This window comes from Streptomyces sp. Alt3 (assembly GCF_030719215.1).
Classification (GTDB): Bacteria; Actinomycetota; Actinomycetes; order Streptomycetales; family Streptomycetaceae; genus Streptomyces; species Streptomyces glycanivorans.
Genome location: NZ_CP120983.1, coordinates 8302937 through 8319962, shown reverse-complemented (window position 1 = coordinate 8319962; position 17026 = coordinate 8302937). Strand labels below are relative to the sequence as shown.

At 68.5% G+C, this 17026-nt stretch carries 16 protein-coding genes and 3 pseudogenes; 8 read left to right on the top strand and 11 right to left on the bottom strand.

Annotated elements, in window-relative coordinates:
• Window positions 1-320: 320 nt before the first annotated feature.
• Window positions 321-671: a putative quinol monooxygenase gene (locus P8A20_RS36935; RefSeq protein WP_147961045.1), complete on the bottom strand. Its 351-nt coding sequence runs from the start codon at window positions 669-671 to the stop codon at window positions 321-323.
• Between the two features lie 161 nt (window positions 672-832).
• Between P8A20_RS36935 and P8A20_RS36930 the strand changes: the two genes are divergently transcribed.
• Window positions 833-1207, top strand: coding sequence for a MerR family transcriptional regulator (locus tag P8A20_RS36930; RefSeq protein ID WP_147961044.1), 375 nt, complete (start codon window positions 833-835; stop codon window positions 1205-1207).
• A 120-nt stretch (window positions 1208-1327) separates the two neighbouring features.
• Here the strand turns inward: P8A20_RS36930 and P8A20_RS36925 are convergent, their stop codons facing one another.
• Complete coding sequence (locus P8A20_RS36925) at window positions 1328-1468, bottom strand: hypothetical protein (protein ID WP_306105083.1); 141 nt, start codon at window positions 1466-1468, stop codon at window positions 1328-1330.
• A gap of 94 nt (window positions 1469-1562) precedes the next feature.
• On the opposite strand from P8A20_RS36925, the gene P8A20_RS36920 reads away from it, so the two are divergent.
• The 3 genes and pseudogenes from P8A20_RS36920 to P8A20_RS36910 form a co-directional block, all read left to right on the top strand.
• On the top strand, window positions 1563-2300 hold the full coding sequence (locus tag P8A20_RS36920; RefSeq protein WP_147961043.1) for a dienelactone hydrolase family protein: 738 nt from the start codon (window positions 1563-1565) through the stop codon (window positions 2298-2300).
• 183 nt (window positions 2301-2483) lie between these two features.
• Complete coding sequence (locus tag P8A20_RS36915) at window positions 2484-3668, top strand: serine hydrolase domain-containing protein (RefSeq protein WP_306105082.1); 1185 nt, start codon at window positions 2484-2486, stop codon at window positions 3666-3668.
• A gap of 21 nt (window positions 3669-3689) precedes the next feature.
• Window positions 3690-3888 (top strand): annotated as a pseudogene (locus P8A20_RS36910) (TetR/AcrR family transcriptional regulator); the annotation flags it as partial.
• A gap of 57 nt (window positions 3889-3945) precedes the next feature.
• On the opposite strand, the gene P8A20_RS36905 reads toward P8A20_RS36910, so the two are convergent.
• Window positions 3946-4767, bottom strand: a complete 822-nt coding sequence (locus P8A20_RS36905) for a helix-turn-helix transcriptional regulator (protein ID WP_147961042.1) — start codon at window positions 4765-4767, stop codon at window positions 3946-3948.
• Window positions 4768-4956: 189 nt separating this feature from the next.
• On the opposite strand from P8A20_RS36905, the gene P8A20_RS36900 reads away from it, so the two are divergent.
• Window positions 4957-5718 (top strand): SDR family oxidoreductase, encoded by a 762-nt coding sequence (locus P8A20_RS36900; protein ID WP_147961041.1) that lies wholly within the window; start codon window positions 4957-4959, stop codon window positions 5716-5718.
• Window positions 5719-6451: 733 nt separating this feature from the next.
• On the opposite strand, the gene P8A20_RS36895 is transcribed toward P8A20_RS36900, so the two are convergent.
• From P8A20_RS36895 to P8A20_RS36880, 4 genes and pseudogenes are all read right to left on the bottom strand, one after another.
• On the bottom strand, window positions 6452-7024 hold the full coding sequence (locus P8A20_RS36895) for a hypothetical protein (RefSeq protein ID WP_147961040.1): 573 nt from the start codon (window positions 7022-7024) through the stop codon (window positions 6452-6454).
• Between the two features lie 732 nt (window positions 7025-7756).
• Window positions 7757-7894, bottom strand: coding sequence for a hypothetical protein (locus P8A20_RS36890; RefSeq protein WP_261988795.1), 138 nt, complete (start codon window positions 7892-7894; stop codon window positions 7757-7759).
• Between the two features lie 237 nt (window positions 7895-8131).
• Window positions 8132-8443, bottom strand: a pseudogene (locus P8A20_RS36885) (helix-turn-helix domain-containing protein); the annotation flags it as partial.
• Entirely contained in the window at window positions 8440-9150 is a 711-nt protein-coding gene (locus P8A20_RS36880; RefSeq protein ID WP_147961039.1) for a hypothetical protein, read from the bottom strand. The gene P8A20_RS36880 and the pseudogene P8A20_RS36885, both read right to left, overlap by 4 nt.
• Window positions 9151-9484: 334 nt before the next feature.
• On the opposite strand from P8A20_RS36880, the gene P8A20_RS36875 reads away from it, so the two are divergent.
• Both P8A20_RS36875 and P8A20_RS36870 read left to right on the top strand, forming a co-directional pair.
• Window positions 9485-9922: a hypothetical protein gene (locus P8A20_RS36875; protein WP_147961062.1), complete on the top strand. Its 438-nt coding sequence runs from the start codon at window positions 9485-9487 to the stop codon at window positions 9920-9922.
• A gap of 301 nt (window positions 9923-10223) precedes the next feature.
• Window positions 10224-11495 (top strand): hypothetical protein, encoded by a 1272-nt coding sequence (locus P8A20_RS36870; RefSeq protein WP_306105081.1) that lies wholly within the window; start codon window positions 10224-10226, stop codon window positions 11493-11495.
• A gap of 81 nt (window positions 11496-11576) precedes the next feature.
• On the opposite strand, the gene P8A20_RS36865 is transcribed toward P8A20_RS36870, so the two are convergent.
• Window positions 11577-11849 (bottom strand): hypothetical protein, encoded by a 273-nt coding sequence (locus P8A20_RS36865; RefSeq protein ID WP_306105080.1) that lies wholly within the window; start codon window positions 11847-11849, stop codon window positions 11577-11579.
• Between the two features lie 899 nt (window positions 11850-12748).
• On the bottom strand, window positions 12749-12997 hold the full coding sequence (locus tag P8A20_RS36860; protein ID WP_261988793.1) for a DUF4262 domain-containing protein: 249 nt from the start codon (window positions 12995-12997) through the stop codon (window positions 12749-12751).
• Between the two features lie 59 nt (window positions 12998-13056).
• Here P8A20_RS36860 and P8A20_RS36855 point away from each other — a divergent pair, with 59 nt between their 5' ends.
• Complete coding sequence (locus P8A20_RS36855) at window positions 13057-14799, top strand: endo-1,4-beta-xylanase (protein ID WP_147961037.1); 1743 nt, start codon at window positions 13057-13059, stop codon at window positions 14797-14799.
• A gap of 427 nt (window positions 14800-15226) precedes the next feature.
• Here the strand turns inward: P8A20_RS36855 and P8A20_RS36850 are convergent.
• Both P8A20_RS36850 and P8A20_RS36845 read right to left on the bottom strand, forming a co-directional pair.
• A pseudogene (locus tag P8A20_RS36850) lies at window positions 15227-15361 on the bottom strand (HNH endonuclease); the annotation flags it as partial.
• A gap of 12 nt (window positions 15362-15373) precedes the next feature.
• Entirely contained in the window at window positions 15374-16702 is a 1329-nt protein-coding gene (locus tag P8A20_RS36845) for a HEAT repeat domain-containing protein (RefSeq protein ID WP_306105079.1), read from the bottom strand.
• Between the last annotated feature and the right edge of the window lie 324 nt (window positions 16703-17026).

Below are 17026 nucleotides of genomic sequence, written 5' to 3'. Positions count from 1 at the left end.
GCCGGGCCCACGTCTGTGCAGGCCGGTCATCGTCGGGCGTCGCTCGCGCGGCGCCCGACGATGACTACCTCGTTTTCCGCTCGCCCACCGAATTCCGGGGCCTCGGCCCGATCCATCGGGACCATCCCCGCGTGCGTGGGGAGCAGTCGTCGCGGTCCAGGCGAACCCACCGAAGCCTGGGGCCATCCCCGCGTGCGTGGGGAGCAGGACCGGTGCATTGTCTGGGCAGCCCCGGCGCCGGGACCAGCGCGTCCATCGTGGACGGTGAATGCAGGATGCGGCTGGCACCGCGGGGCGCGGGACCGGCCGTGTGTCGTGGGTCAGGAGAGGGGGTGCAGCCAGTGGGCCTCCAGTTCCCCCTCGACCAGGTCCGCGATGGCGGCGAAGTACGTCTGCATGAACGGCTGCGAAACGTGCGCCAGCAGGTGAGCGCCGGAGGACCAGCGCTCGTAGAAGGCGAAGGCGCCCGGCTGGTCCGGCGTGGTGTGCACCACGTACTGCTCGCATCCGTCCTCCTTGCGGGTGAGGCCGATGATCGCCTGGATCTCGCCCAGCATCCGACCCTCCCCGCCTGCCTTGGCCCGGGCGTATCCGTATACCGCGACCGGCGTGTCCGAGGCGAGGACGGCGGCGGGGATGAGGCCGTCGGGTGTGGTGTCGTCAGTGCTCATGAGGTCCTACTCCGTCGTGGTCGGTTCCGCCGGTGTTGGTGGCCGGCTGTGTCGGAGTGTAAAAGTTGACGTTAACGTCAAAGGCAAGTCGGGCGACGAACCCCGGGACGGCACGGCAGCACACGGGGACCCAGCGGCATGTGGAGCAGAGGAGCGACGGGATGCGTATCGGCGAGGTGGCATCGGCTGCGGGAGTGAGCACGCGGGCGCTGCGCTACTACGAGCAGCAGCAGCTCATCGTGTCGAGCCGCAGCGCAGGCGGGCAGCGTCTCTACGCCCCGGACACGGTGGAGCGGGTGCGGTGGATCCAGCTCCTCTACGCTGCCGGGCTGAGCAGCCGGACGATCGTTGAGTTCCTGCCGTGCGTGCACACCGGTATCGCCGGCCCGGAGATGATCGCCCGGCTTCGTGCGGAGCGGGACCGCCTCGACGAGCACATGCGGGACCTTGCCGCCACGCGAGCCCGGCTGGACTCTGTCCTTGCCTCCGCCGAGTTCGGAGCGCCACGGTCGGCCGGCGAGGCCGCGGGGGTCTGAGGCTCGACGGCATCCACCCGGTGCTCCAGAACGAATTCGAGGGTCTCGATCGGGGCCTCCCGGCCGTTTGATCGGTCCGGTGACGGGCGTTGCGTCGCTGAAGGCGTTCCGGGCTGACGGTCAGTGGCCCTCGGCGAAGCGGCTGGGGCAGGAGATCAAGGCGAGGACGCCGAAGCGGTCCTGGACGGGGGTCGTGGCCCGGACCGCGTACCGGGTGGAGTGCTGGCGCCGTTTCGGCCCGCTGTCCGGCGACGAGCCCAATCTCACCGACCTCTTGTCCAGGGACACCCTCGTTGTTCTGCCGGCGGCAGAACAACGGCCGGACCGGGCTCGACGATCACTACAGTCCAGTCTCATGACGCCGATTACGACGCGCACGGTCGAGTACCCGGCCGACGGTTTGACGATGATCGGGCACCTCGCGCTCCCGGCCGGTGTCGACCGCCGCCCCGCGGTGCTGCTCGGGCCGGAGGGCATGGGGCTCAGCGACGTCGAGCGCCGCCGGGCCGATGCTCTCGCCGAGCTGGGATACGTAGCGCTGGCCTTCGACCTTCACGGCGGGCGCTATCTGGGTGACCCCGAGGAGATGCTGGCCCGTTGCCTGCCACTGCTCGCTGATCCCGACCGGATGCGGGGCATCGGCCATGCGGCGCTCGACGTGCTGCGCTCCGAACCGCGGACCGACCCCGACCGTATCGCCGCCGTCGGCTACGGCACCGGGGGCGCCGTCGGGCTGGAACTAGGGCGTGATGGCGTCAGCCTGCGCGCGATCGGGACAGTCAACGCAACCACCACGGGCCGACCGGGCGAGGCGGCACGGATCCGCTGCCCGGTGTGGGCCGGGGTCGGGTCGGAAGACCCGATCATGCCGCCCGCGCAACGGAAAGCGTTCACCGCTGAGATGCAGGCCGCGGGCGTCGACTGGCGCCTCACGCTCTACGGCGGCGCCCTGCACGCCTTCCACCACCCGCCGGTCGACCATCCCACGGTCCCCGGCGTCGGCTACCACCCACGGCACGCCCGGCGCGCCTGGCGCGACGTCGTCGACCTGCTCGCCGAGTGCTTGCCCGTGGCGGAGGATCTGGGGGCATGACCCAGGTGCCGGAGGACTGACAGGCGTCAGGAGGCGGCCAGAGCGCCGGTCGGGAACCGTCACAGCGAGCGCCCGGGCAGGTCGACGCCGGACCGGTGACGGCCCGCGATGGGGGGATAGCCCCCTTCCGGTTCTGGGGTGTGCCGGATCGCGCCCCGTTGGCGGCGAAACTAGCGTCCAGTCATGACTTCGACGCTGCGAAAACACCTTGCCATGGCACTCGGTATCGCTATGCTGCTCGCCGCCGAGGTGGCCCCCGCCGCCGACCAGCCAGCCGGTCACCCCTCAATGAAGCAGTTACGCCGGGACACCGAGGCGATCCACGCTCTCGGCATCAGCGGTGTGCAGGCCCGCGTGATCGCGCCCGACGGTCGGCAGTCGGTCGCCACCAGCGGCACTGCCGACCTGAACACCGGCCGCCCGGTCCGGCCCGACGGCTACTTCCGCATGGCCAGCACGTCCAAGACACTGGTCGCCACCGTGATCCTCCAACTGGAGGGCGAGGGCGAGCTGTCCCTGGACGACACGGTCGACCACTGGCTGCCGGGAGTGGTGCAGGGTAACGGCAACGACGGCAGCCGGATCTCCATCCGCCACCTGCTCCAGCACACCGGTGGAATCCGCGACAACCTGCCCGGATACACCACGCCGCAGAAGTACTACCAGCAGCGCCATGCAGTCCACAGCCCCGAACAGTTGGTTGCCCGGGTCATGGCCCGGGCACCGGCAGGCTTCTTGCCCGGCAAGGGATGGGAGTACTCCAACACCGGCTACGTCCTGCTCGGGCTGATCATTCAGAAGGCCACCGGTCACGCCGCCCACCTGGAGATCGAGGACCGCATCCTGCGCCCGCTCGGCCTCGACGGGACCCGGTGGATGGGCACCTCCCCCACCCTGCCCAGCCCGCACGCCAAGGCCTACCAGCTCTTCGGCCCCGGTTCCCGGGTGGACGTGACCGACCAGATACCGGTGGACCACGAGAGCCTTTCGTGGGTCACGACCACCCAGGACGAGAACCACTTCTTCCGCGCGCTGCTCGCGGGCCGTGTGCTACCGGCACGGCAGCTGGCCAAGATGAAGCAGACCGTCCCGGTGAGTGGGCAGGCCCAACAGATGTGGCCCGAGGGCCGATACGGGCTCGGCCTGGTCGAACGCCCCTTGAACTGCGGAGGAACCTACTGGAGCCACGAGGGCGGGGACGGCGGCTACATCACGCTCAACGGCGTCTCCGACGACGGCGGGCGAAGCGCCGTGGTCTCCATGTCCGAGGCACGCGGCGACAGCCTGGAGCACATCATGGAGCAGGAGAACGCCGCCAGCGCCCTGATCGACCACGCACTGTGCGTCAAGGGCCCCGGCGCCCCGTGAGCGGAGGCGAACTCAGGCACGCTCGGCTTCCGACACCAGCGCCTGCACGCCGCGCTGAAGACCCGGCCGACTCTCCGACCGGGACGCCGAGGCCTTCGCCGTACACACGGCAGCCGTGAACCAGTCCCTGCCGGTAACGGGCAGAGCCGGGGCGAGCCCGAAGCAGCTCCGTGCCATCGTGGGCGTGACCCTCTACGCACTCCCGCAAGCGTCGCGCGCACGCGACCGACGTTGTGTCCAGCACCCGGCACGTGCCCCGGAAAGGGGACCCGAGAAGCTATTCGCCGGTGTGCGAGAGTGCTGCGAGGAGCCGCAGCTTCTCGTCGCTGTCGCTGTCCTTGTCGGGGTAGTAGACGACGAGGATGACGTCGTCGACGGGGAGCTTGTCGCGGTGGAGGCGCAGTTCACCGACGACAGGGTGGTGGACCGTGGTCGTTCCCCCGTCGAGACTGCGGACGTCGTGGCGGGCCCACAGGGTACGGAACCGCTGACTGGACAGGGCCAGCTCTCCGACGAGCTCGACGAACCGGGGGTCGTCGGTGTCGTCCCCGATGGTGGTGCGAAGGGCGGCGACGAAATCGGCTGTGGCTTTCGTCCAGTCCTGGTGGAAGGCCTGTTCCCCAGGGTCGAGAAGGAGAGAACGAAGCCGGTTCCGGCCGGGCTGCAAGCGGGGGGAGAGCGCGACCGCCATGGCGTTGGAGGCCAGGACGTCGAAGGCGCGGCCTTCGACGAACGCGGGGATCTGAAGGTGGGCGAGCAGCTCGTGCACCCGCGCCGGTACGTGCTCGGGCCGCTTGCGGCGCGGCGCCTCGGGGCGCGCCGCCGTGAGGCCGAGCAGATACGCCCGCTCGACGTCGTCGAGCTGCAGGACCCGCCCGAGTGCTCCGAGGACCTGCGGTGAGGGGTTCTTGTCCCGGCCCTTTTCCAGGCGCAGGTAGTAGTCGGGGCTGATTCCGGCGAGCAGGGCGACTTCCTCACGGCGGAGGCCGGGGACGCGGCGGTTACCGCCGGGCGGGAGTCCTGCCTGTGCCGGGGAGACCAGCTCACGCCGGGCACGTAGGTAGCTGCCGAGACGATTGCCGGATTCCTGATCCTTCATACCGACACCGTAATGCGGCACGCGTGTCCGAGAGGGGGCCCTGACAGGACCAGGGAAGACGGGGGCTCTGCCACAGCCCGGCAGTACCGCCGAGACTGCAGGAGCGCTGTTTCGAATGAGACAGGGAACATCACTGTCTGCGTCGCGGGCCTGAATGCCGTGGCGCCTTGGATTGAAGGGGAAGACCTCATGGATCTCTCCAACCGCACCGTACTCGTCGTCGGCGGAACCTCGGGTATCGGGCGAGAGCTGGCCCGACGGTTCGCCGCGGCCGGCAGCACCGTGGCCGTTGGCGGACGCAGCCGGAAAGCACTCACGGAACTCGCCGAAGAAGGCTTCGGCACGATCACCATCGACGTCACCGACAGTGCCTCCGTCGCATCCGCCCGTGACGCCGCGCTCACCCGGTACCCCGAGCTCGACACCGTGGTGACGATGCCGGGCGTCATGCTTCTTGAGGACCTGCACGACCCCGCGCACTTCGAGGCGGCGCAGCGAACAGTCGACACCAACCTGCTCGGCACCATCCGGGTCGTCGACGCCTTCACCCCGCATCTGCTCCGGCGGGGCGGCGGCACCTTCATCACCGTCACCTCCGGCATCGCCTTCCTGCCCTTCCCGCCCATGCCCACCTACGCCGCCTCGAAGGCCGCGGTACACGCCTACTCCGAGGCCCTGCGCGCACAACTCGACGGCACCGGGATCGGCGTCGTCGAGCTCGTACCCCCGGCCGTCGCCACGGCAGGACAGGAGAAGGTGAACCCGCACGCGCTGCCGCTCGACGACTTCGCCACCGAGGTCATGGATCTGCTCTCGCAGGACCCCACCCCCCACGAGATCCTCGTGAAGGGCGTCCTCATGCACCGCTGGGCCGAGCGCGACGGCACCTACGAAAACCTCGTCGCACAGCGCTCCCAGGCCCTGGCCATGCTTCCCAGCCGCCAAGGCTGACGCTCACTCCCAAGATCGGCGACCTCATCACTCATACTGGCAAGGGCGGGACTTCGCCGATGTCCGCGAGGGGCTGGCGGGCGGGCTCGAACGCGGCGGCGACGTCCTGCGGCGAACAGGCACTGGGCGGATCGCCGCCGGACGCCGAGGAGGGACCATTCCCGCGTGCGCGGGGAGCAGCGTCCCGGCCCCACTCCAGCCCCCATCCGGCGAGGACCATTCCCGCGTGCGCGGGGAGCAGACTGCGTGACCTGCAGGTTCATCGGCGCGGGAACGCATTTCTGTGCACTTTCGCGGAAATCGACACTACAGACATAGTTCTCTTATTCCCCAGAGGGCCGCAGCTGCCGCGCCGGAACTCTACCGACACCAGCAGTCGGCAGGGGGTCCGGCAAACAGCTCCCCCGGTGACCACACCGGCTTGCACAGCTGTCCACCAGGAGATCACCTGGTAAGGCATCGCTGCCGGGCGCAGGCCCACAGGGCCGAGACCAATGTGATCCTCCAGCTCCTGCCACGGGTACTCTCCGATCTCCGTCTGGTCGGCGCCTCCCCGGAGCTTCTGGAGCAGCGGGGGCGCACATGCAGTCGTACTCGTCCTGCTCAACGTCTGGGCCGCAGAGCGGGATCCACTCGTCGAGCAGGTATCACAGGCTATTCGCGGTGGGCTTCACATCCCGATCCCGCCGTCGTGGATCCAGCCGACGCTCGCCGGGCAGCCGACGCTCACAGCTCAACCCGCCAGCCCGGCGCGCGCCTTCTGCAGTTGTTCGACACTGACCGTGCCGGCGTCCGGCAGGCCCGTGCTCTCCCACGCCGCCTGCGCCTGCGCCACGACGCCGCCGGCGGCATCCAGGAGCACCTTCTTCGCCATGTTCACCGAGATCGCCCCGTCGCCCAGGTCCACGAGGTGGGCCAGCATGCATACGTTGTGCTGCCGGTTGCCGGCCTTCTCCTCGTTGTACCGGTGGACCAGCACCCATCGTCCGACGAGGGTGCGGGCCCGCTCGATCAGCTGGCGGCCGCGGTCGGTCTCGTCCTGCTCGGTGCGGATGGTCTCCGCGTCCCCGGACGGGAGCCGCGGGGTGAGGAGGCCGCGCCGGCTGGTCTCTTCGATCTCGATCTTCTCCAGGAAGGCGACGAACGTCTTGGCGCTCTCCAGCCGGTCGACGTCCTGCGCCGCCTGTTTGGCGATCATGTGCAGGTCGACGGTGAGCGTCTGCACGCGGCGGCTCCAGGAGGCTTCCTCACCGGGCGGGCAGGGGCCGGCGGCCTGAGCGGCGGCGATCACGAGGCTGTAGTCCACTCCCCCGTCATCGCGCGCGGGAATGACAACGCGGATCGTGATCTGCCAAGGCGTGCCGGGCCGGGCCGCCCATCAGCCACGTTCCGAACGAGGGCGGGCGGTCTCACGGCCGGACGCGAGAGGCGACCCCTTCAGTAGCTCTCGTAACCTGCTTCACGCAGCATCGTGGCGACCCTGCGGGAGACCGAGGCGGCGCTGTTTCCCGCGGCAATCAGTTCGCCCAGTGCGGTGACGAAGAGGTCGTTGTCCTGGCGTTCCAGAGCACGTTCGAGTCAAGGCTGCCCTGTCGGGCCAGGTGCCGAACGCTTGCCAGGACCGTTGGGCCACGGGGCCGGGCACCCGGAAACAGGCTCTGTTCACCCATCCGGCGATCCTGCCGAAGTCTGCACAGACCTGCCGGATCCGGGTCAGACAGGCCAGATTGGCGTTGTCGGAATCCGAGGTCGGTCGCAGCACAACATCGATGCGGTCGAAGTCGGTCTTGGCGTTCTCCAGTAGGAAGCGGCCACCGATCCTGTGCCAGGCATGCACCTGCCGTGCCCTGATCTCTGCGGACACCGGCAGGAAAGCGACCTGTGCCCCCTGCCGGATCACCGACTGGGTGAGGGCGGCACCGGGAAGCATGGTGCGTAGCCTGACCAGCCGGCCCCCGGTCGGGGAGGGGCTTCCCCAGGCCAGGGGAAAACGAGGCTTGCGACCTCCTGTCCTCGGGCAATATCCCGCTCGTGATTCTCAGCGCTCCCGCGCGTATGTCACGACCCACTCGACCGTGAGAATGAGCCCGAGGATCCCGATACCGAAGATGCCGAGAGTCATCCCGAGCCCTTTCCCGTCCAGCATGGCGCGCACTCCGCCGGCGAGCCCGGACATGCAAAGACCGAGGACGAACGCCCGCGAACTCCGAGGGCGCAGCAGGTGCTTCGCGCTCGGGCTTCGTCGACCCGGCTGCGGCGGACCTGCTCGGCGGCGGCCGGCGGGCGGTGTGCCTGGAAGGTGCTTCATCGGTACCTCACCTTCCCCGGTGCTGCCGGGGCATCCACACAGGTGTCTTCCGGGCCCTTCTACGATGAGGTGTAGGCGAAGTCGACTGCTGTCGCCACCACGGCGACGGCGCGCCGAAGATCTTCCCACCTTCGGGCGTCCGCCGGAGTACTTCGGATACAGCGAGCCGAAGCCGTCGGCGTTGAAATTGTGAATCACGTCTCGGGCCTGGTCTGCGCTGGTGAACCTGACCTCGGCAATCTTTGTCACGCCCATGCCTTGTGCGGACAACAGCACCATCTGGGCCCGCCGCCACGTCACTACTGAACCGGTGCCACGGCGTACGGTTCGCAGCAGCCGCCTGCCCTCGTCGTCATCGACTTCGCGAACCGTACGAGCTCTGGCATCCGCATAGGTTCTCGCTCGATGCGCGGTCATATCGGAGCCCCAGGCGGCGCGTAGTGATTCAAGTAATCCCGCAGCCGCGCCTCAAGCAGTGGCAGTTCACCGGCGTTGACCGCATGCCAGAGGCGGTTCTCGGTCCAGAACCGACAGGCGAACTCCTCGAACGACGGCGCACACCACGTGATCGCGGCCTTCTGCTCCTCCGCGTCCTCGAGATCGGTCTGTGTCTCTTCCCCGTCGCGCCGCGCCTCGTACTCAAACTCGTAGTCGAGGTCGGAGTACACCACGAACGCCTCACTCATCGGGCGGAGGTAGAGGTACCAGATGACGCAGTCCTGCTGATCCCGGAAGAACCGCACCAGGAAGGCACCGGGCTCGACCGGACTGGGCAGCGGGTCCGAAAGATTCGTCCAGCACCCAGTTACCGAGACCTCGTCCAGCGAGCCGTGCAGGTTCTCGGTGGTCTGGAACGTGACGAAATCCCGCGGCAAGGTGAGGCCCCTGGCGGCCAGGTCCCTTGCCAGGCCGCTGAGCTTCATGACCTGCCGCGGGATGGGCTCGCCGGCGTCCCCGAGCCACCGGAAGGAACCCGTGAACTGGCTGGAGTCCAGCGGCGGCAAGCTCTCCAGGGAGTACTGCTCGTAGGTGTATCGGCACGCACGGTACTCGCCGAGGTCGGTGGCGCACCACGCGGCGTCGAAGTCGACCGAAGACAGGTCGGACCCTGACTGTTCACTCAACGGAGCCCCTGAATGATCACTGCAAGCGGAGTTGTCGGCGCCAGCATCGCATTGGCCACCGACAACTCCTGCCGAGGAGCGGGCGCGAACAGGCCCTCAGGCTCGGTCGAGAGCGCAAACGTCGCTTGATACGGCACCAGCTGATCGTTTCAGAATGACTCCAGCTGAGAGCGGCACCCCTGTTGGCACTTGTACAGCTGAGTTGGCACCTTGGCCCATGGCCTTGTGTATGCGGCCTGAGTAAAGAGACGGATCCTGACGGATCGGACGTAGGAGTGGGTGTATGGGCGGGGATGCGGAGCGGGAATGCTGGGAGTTGCGGTCGGGAGTCGGTGTGGGTCCGTTGCAGTTCGGGATGTCTCCGGCCGGGGTCGCCCAGGCCCTTTCGGTCTCTGGACCGCAGGAACGGGTTGGCGGTCCGTATGCGCAGGAAGACTTCCCGGATGGGGTGAAGGCGTTCTACGACGCGGGCAAACTCGCCTGCGTTGCGCTGGATGCGGTCACCGGTCCGCAGGTCTTCCTGTCTGGCTTCCCGCTGGCGGGGAGCGATCCGCAGCGGGGTCAGCAGTTCCTGCTGGACCACGCTGCGGAGAAGGGGAACTGGGTGCTCTATACGCCTGATGACTCGCTTTCCCTGACTGATCTCGGAGTTCTTTTGCGCTCGCAGCAGGTCGGGGCAGCGCGCCTGACGCGGCCGCTCTTCGTGAAGGAGGAGTGGTTGGATTCGCAGTACTTCCGGGACCACCTTCCGCTGGAGGGCGCCTCAGGCTGAGCGCTCGATCTGGCGAACGGCCCCGGACCCCGCGCTCGAAGCACAGTGAGATGCCTTGTGTCTTGTGCTTGACGATCTTGGTCGGCAAGGTGTTCGGGTGCGCCCTGGTCTTGTTCCGGACGACTTGTGGGAGCGGGTGACCCCCTTACTGCCACCCGCTCCCGAACGACGCCACCGGCATGGAGACTGACGCTCTCCGTCTTCGTCGTGGGCCGGCGTTTCGATCAGAAGGGCGGGTCCGGTGGGGCCTGGCGGATATCGCGTGGCGGATCAGCGGCCGGGTCGGGCAAGGTGCCGGGTGATGAACGACGCGTACGAGATGTCATATGCCCTCCCCGACTCCGTGGAAGGCCTGCTGCAAAGAGGTCGCGGCCTGGGTGCGGTGCGAGCCTTCCGGGAGCCGCGGGGGTCTGCCGCGTTCGTCCATGACGGGATCCTCCGTGACCGGCGGTGGGACCAGTCCGACGAACGGTCTCTGTACCTGGCGCGGCTGGTCCGTGATCTGGACCTGTCTCTCATGCCGATCGTGGACATGCTGGCGGGGGACGAGGAGGCCTGCCTGCGGGCCTCCGAGGTGCTGGTACTGGTGGCCGTCGCCGGATCGGGCGACGCCAGGGAAGGGCTTCGGACGTATGTCCGCGAAGGCGAGCACTGGGTACGCGTACTGGAGTCGCTGTCAGCCCGCTGGCCACCGGAGTGGTGGGAAGACCTCGGTGACGTCGCACACGCCCGGATCGGCACGGAGCCGGAACTTCCGTTGTGGTCCGAGCCGTGGACAAGGTTCGGGATCGAGGTCCAGAGCTCGCCGTTCGTTCCGCGACCGTCGCTGAGCGGCCTCAGCACCGCGGAACTCCTCGCTCTGCTCGCCGACGCCCGTGCGGAGGGCCGCACGAAGGCCGACGCGCTGCGCGCCCTGAGTTCCAGGGATCCCGTTGAAGGACTGATCCCGCTGGTGCCCACGTTGGGCACGTCCGACGGGCGGCGCCCTCTGCCCCTGCTCAGGCCGGCCGTTGAGTCTCTGGGCGCCCTTGCCGTACCGGCGGCGCGCGGCTGGGCGCGGGCGGACCACCCTTGGCTGGCTCAACTGGGTACGGAGGTTCTGGCCGACCATCCCGGCCCGGAGGCTCTGCCAGGACTCGTGAACGAACTCGCCGAACAGTGGCTGGCGCGGGCCTGGTGCGGACCCGACCGGACGGCCCGACGCCTGGCCCGGTTCGGCCCTGACGCCGCCAAGGCCGTCCCCTACCTCCGGCGCTTCTGGCTGCACACCCCGCACTCGCACGAACGGACCGCATACCTCAAAGCGCTCGCCGCCATCAACGGGAACGGCCTGGAGCACGTGTATACCGAGTCCCTCTGGGACTGCCAGGGAACGACGCGGCTGCTGGGGACCACCTCGGCACCCACGAACCCGGAGGCACTGGACCGGATCGCCGCACTGCGCGATGACCCCATGGAAACCGCTGAGGTGAGAGCCGCTGCCCGAACACGGCTGGCGCCCCTACCCGCTGACTGCCCTGCCCCTGTTCGAACGAGCCAGGCCTTTCAGGACGCCTCCCGCTGTCCGTCCTGAAAGGCCTGGCTGGGGGGGGATCACGGAAAGGCGACCACGCGGTTCAGCGGCGCGCCTTCGCTCTGGCCACGGCAGGGTCGATCACCCGCCACCGGCCGGTGACGTGGAGCGCAAACGCTTGATCGCCCGCAAGATCTCGGTCCGGTTCTTCGCAGTCTTGAGCCAGGTGGGAAGCCGCTCGACCAGACTCGTCGGGGCCCAGGGCGCGAGCTCTCCGCGCTCACGCAGCTTGGCCTGCACATAGGCTTCCAGCAGATCCAGATGGCGTGTGTTGTAGGCCCACAGCACGTTCCCGCAGCAGCTTGCCTGCAGCCAGACAGGTCGCTGGAAGTAGGGATCGACGGGGCTGCCCACAAGGGCGGAGTCGACCTTCCGATCCTTGAAGAAGCCGCACTCCGTGCACCGCAGTCGCCGATGCGGGGCCAGGCTCCCGGAGCCGGTGGCCTTCTCATCCGCAGGATTGCCGGGGTGGGGCGTGACAGTGGCGCACCCGTCACATCGAGGACACTGCACGAGTACCTCATCGATGAAGTCGTATCCGTACTTGCGTTCGCGCCGATCCCGAAACCGGTTACCGGACGCCTCTGCACTCCCACTCACTCGATCAGCCTGCCAGAACGCGAGCTCTGCGCGCCAGGCACCCATCTCGCTCGCCGGCACACAGGGGGTGACCGCTTCAGGGACGTGCGCCGGAACCGGGACTCGTGAACAAAGCCCATCGTCCCGACGCCGGACCGGAGGAGCGAGAACCGACGTGCCCACGGGTACGGTCCGCAGCGTCGACGGCCCGGACCGTACGGGGACAGACTGTCTCGTAGAAGGCTGCATGAGCGGTGCTACCCCCCACCGCGCTGGGCTACAGCTCGAAGCACCGCAACGTCGTGGAACGGTGCTTCAGCCCTGGGCCGCCGGCCGCCTGGCCGAACCGCCACCCCGGCGTGGAGGTCATCTGTCGGGGGCCGGGCGGGGGCCTACGCCAAGGGCGCCCGACGCGGCGCCCCCGACGCTCTGCAGGTAGCCGACCGGTTCCATCTGTGGCAGGGCTCGGCCGCGCCGTGAAAACCTGCGTCGCTGCCCGCCGCGACTGCCTGCGCAACCTGACGCCCAGCGGCATGCGGCCGGAAGCCACCGGACGTGCTTCCGGCCGGCTGCAGGACGATTCGGCGCCCATCGGCCGGCGGGCCGAACGGAAGAAGGCCGATCTTGCTTCAGTAGTGCGTCGCCTGGGTGCCGCTCCCCCACCGTGTCGCAGATCAGAGTTCGGTCGTCCAGATTCCGACCGGATGGTCACTCGGAGGCAGCCACAACTGAGGTTGTGACTCGCGATGCCTCTCGTCCGCGCTTTCATCCCAGTGGAAACGGCCTTCGGCATCAGGCCACGCGACTTGCACTACAGGGAGAGGTGGCCGCCGGTAGAAGCCGATGGCCTGCCCGAAGAAGGTCCGGTACCAGCCGCGATCAACCTGCCTGAGCGCGAAAGGCCGCCGTACCTCGTGTGTGATGAACTGTGGCCCGGTTTCGAGACGTTGACCTCGTCTCGAACAAGAGAGTGGGAGGGACCGTGGACCTTGGTGGGGAGACGTGGCAGCGACTGACTGCCGTGGTGCTCGTCATGGCGGTGGCGGCCGGGTGTACGGGGCAGGGCGAAGGCGCGGGCGGCGGAAACGACGAAGACCTGCTGCGGAACCAGGACTGGACGCAGATGCCGGGCACCACCGCGCGGAACGACATCCTGCGGGTCATCGCATTGGATCGGCACATCGTGGAGCAGGACTCCTCCGGCGGTCGGCCCAACCCCCCGCTGAACCTGGCCGGCCCGCATCTCAGGTCCGACGGCGACTTCACCGTCAGCGCGCGCATGTCCGGTGTGGGTGACGATGACGGCGACTCATGGCTGCGGCTGTACGGACGGGTGCCGGTCATCTACGACGAGTGGCGGCAGGAGCGGCCCTCACTCCGCGTCGGCGTGACCGCTGACGGACAAGTGAAGGTACAGATATGGGACGGGGAGGGCGATCAGCCAGCCACCTCCAAGGAATTCGCCTGCGGCTGCTCCGGGACGGTGACTCTCGCCGTGTCGAGCATCGGTGACACCTTCCGCGTGAAAGCCGACGGGCGGCGGCTGGGAACCGTGCAGGACCCGGGAGTGTTCGCCGAGGGCACTGTCTGGTTCGGTCTGGAGGCGGACGCGGGCGAAGACGAGCGCCGCGAGGGATGGCGTCTGACGCAGCTGATCGCGCGGGCAGAGAGCGGTGACTCGCTGCGCGTGATCAAGGCGCCGCAGCTACGCCAGGAGCGGTCCGACGACTCGTTGCGTGCGCGGGCCGCAGACGCGGGGCGGCCGTTCGACGTCGGCGCCGCCCTCGCCGAGAACCCGCTGCTCACCGACTCACGCTACCGGGCGCTCGCAGGGAGCCAGTTCTCCATGCTCACTCCGGAGAACGCGTTCAAGCCACAGTTCCTCCACCCACGCCGGGGCGTCTACGACTTCCGCGACGCGGACCTACTCGTACGCTTCGCCCGCGCGAACGACATGAAGGTGCACGCGCACACCCTCGTCTGGCACGAGGCTCTGCCCAACTGGATGCGGGAGAACGACGACCCCGAGGAGGTGCGCCGGACCATGCTCCGGCACATCGCCATGGTCGCCGGGCACTACAAGGGAAAGGTCGCGGAATGGGATGTGGTCAACGAGCCCATGTCCGACGACGAGAAGAGCTACACCAACGGGGATCTCGGTCTGCGCTCCGAGCAGAGCCCGTGGTTCGAGGCCATGGGCGAGGAGTACATCGACGAGGCGTTCAGGGCCGCCCACCGCGCCGATCCGAAGGCACGGCTGTTCCTCAACGAGTACGGGGTCGAGGAGGAAGGCGAGCGGTGGGACGCCCTTTACGATCTGGTCGAGCGGCTCAAGGAACGCGGCGTACCGATCGACGGCGTGGGTTTCCAGAACCATGAGTACGCACCCGGCGACCGCGTCGACCCGGAGACCTTCCGCAGCCATGTGCGGGATCTGGCGGAGCTCGGGGTTCAGGCGCGGGTGTCGGAGATGGACGTCCCCATAGGTGAGGACGAGGAGGACGGGCGGCAGATCCAGGCTGATGAGATGGCGGGCAAGCTGCGGGTCTGCCTGGAGGAGCCGAACTGCACATCGTTCTCCACATGGGGATTCACCGACCGGTACGGTTCCACCGCCGACACCAAGATCTATCCTCCGCGCACGGCCGATTCCCTGCCGTGGGACGCGGCCCTGCGGCCGAAGCTGGCGTACGAGCGCCTGCTCGAGGCCTTTGACGAGGCGTGAGGAATCGAGGTGCAATCTCTCGGTTTGGTGTCGATGTTAATGAGAAGCAGTGAGCTGAGTCCAACCTGTCGGCGGGCTCCGTCAGTTGGGCGGCTCTGCGTGCCGTACGGCCGGACAGATGGCAGGGATGACCGCTACCGTCCTGCACGACCTCGGCACCCGCAAGGAGGTAAGGAAGTGGTTCGCGAACGCCACCAGGGCCGCCGGGGAATCCGGCAACCGGCAGCTGCACGCCTGGGTCCTGGCCCGCGAAGCCACGGTGCCGATCAACTACGGCGCACCCCGGGCCGCGGCACAGCTGGCCGAGCGAGCACGGCAGATCGTCGGAGGCCAGCCGACTGCCGCCGCGACCCTCGCGGCCGCCGTCGCCGCCCGTGCCTACGCCCTGTCACACCAGCCCGACAAGGCCCGCCAACCCCTCACAGCAGGGGAGCCAGGTGGAGGGGGCCTGGTCGGCCTTGCTGGGGTTGGTTTTCGCGGTGACGGCAACCAGGGAGCGTTCGGCCTCCAGGTCGTTGGCGTAGGCCTCTCGGCGGGCCGGGGACCACTGCGAAGCGCCAGCCGGCGGGGAGCGTCATTCGAGCTGTGCGGTATTCCCGGCTCCGGAGCAGCTGACAGGCACAGGCGGGGACGTCCGGCGGCCGTCGCGGAGCCATTGGTAACGGCACACTGCGTCGAGGTAGCCCTCCTCTTCCAGGGAACCGCGCTGCGGCGGGCCGAGGAGGCGTGCTGCTGCCACGCACCGTTCGTCGTCGTGGAGGGCAAGCCCGTAGACGGCAGCCAACTGAACCAGGCGGTCCGTGTCGTCCAGCACAGCTGCCATGGCGTCCGCGAACACGGGATCGTGGTCCCTGCCCTCGGCAACCACGCGGCAGGCGGTCTCCCGTACCACAGCGTCCGGATCGGCCATGAGCCCCAGCAACGCCGTGCGAGCATCGCCGGAAAAGGCCGACGGCGAGGACAAAGCACTGAGCCCTTGCGCCACCGCACGTCGTACCCCGGCATCGGGATGGCCGGCATGGGCCAGAAGAGCCGCCTCCGCGCGGGGGTCGATGTGTTCACCGAGTGCGACCAGCACCTCGTTGAGCACGGCGACGTCCGTCTCCTCGGCCGCCCAGCCGGTGAAAAGGTCCAGAGCAGGACCAGCGAACGCGTCCTCGTCGCTGTCGTCGAACAGATGAACAAGGCGGAGCACCTCGGCACCGAACAATCGGCGGGACGGGTCCGGGCTCGTACGTAGTGTTGCCGCAGCGGTCCAGGTCGCCTCCTCCCGCCGTCCACTCAGCTGGAGGCTGGCACGGCTCCACGTTGCATGGTCCTGCTGATCGACCTGGGCCAACGCACGGTCCATCAGCTCCTCGAACGAGGTTCGCAACCCGAGCAGTTCCTCGACGTACGTGAGGATCGCCCCATGGCCGTCCCGCACGGTCATGCCACCGAGGGTGAACTCGACGACGCTGTCGTACTCGCCGTCCTGAACCCGCTTACGGCCGACAGCGTCCCGGGAACCGGTACGGCGTCGCAGCTCGGCCTCGACCCCCGTCTCGTGCCAGCGGCGCGCGAGGTCCCGGGCCTCCAGGAGTTCGACCTCGGGATACCTACCGCGGATCTCGTGGTCCAGGAGAGCCTCGAACAGAGCGGGCGAACCCGAGTCGACCGCCTCACTCAGAGGGATGAGGTCATCGGGGCGGCTCTGGCCTGAATCCGCACCGTACTGGAGCAGCAGTTGGGCGATGCGCCCGGCGTGCATCCGGACGGCCAGGCGGAACGCGGCGTCCAGGTAGTCGAAGTCGCTGTGCTCGTGGAGAAGGATCCTCACCAGGTCCGCGTCTCCGGCCTGGACCGCGGAGATCAGGGAGGACTGGCCGTCCACCGCACTGCTCGTACCCGTACGCACGCCCATGATCCTGTTCCCCCGTAGCGTTCTCGCAACTCAGTGTAGATCTGCCGAATGGCCCGCCAGGGCGGATCACAGCCGGCACGGCTTGGCGGACTTGCCTGACGCCCGATCAGGGCCCGGACGCGGAGGGTGGTCAAGAGGTCGGCCAGGGTGGTGGGCAGCGGAATCGGGGTCCTGCTCAAAGTGAGGAACGTCGTCCCGTCTCCCGTGGTCAGGGCGGTGGTGGACAGGGCAGCGATCCGAGTGAGGTGGTGGCCGAACGGCAGGAGGATCGCGCCGGCGGCCCGGACGTCGAGGTCGAGGCGGGTGTCGGTGAGGCACTGGTGA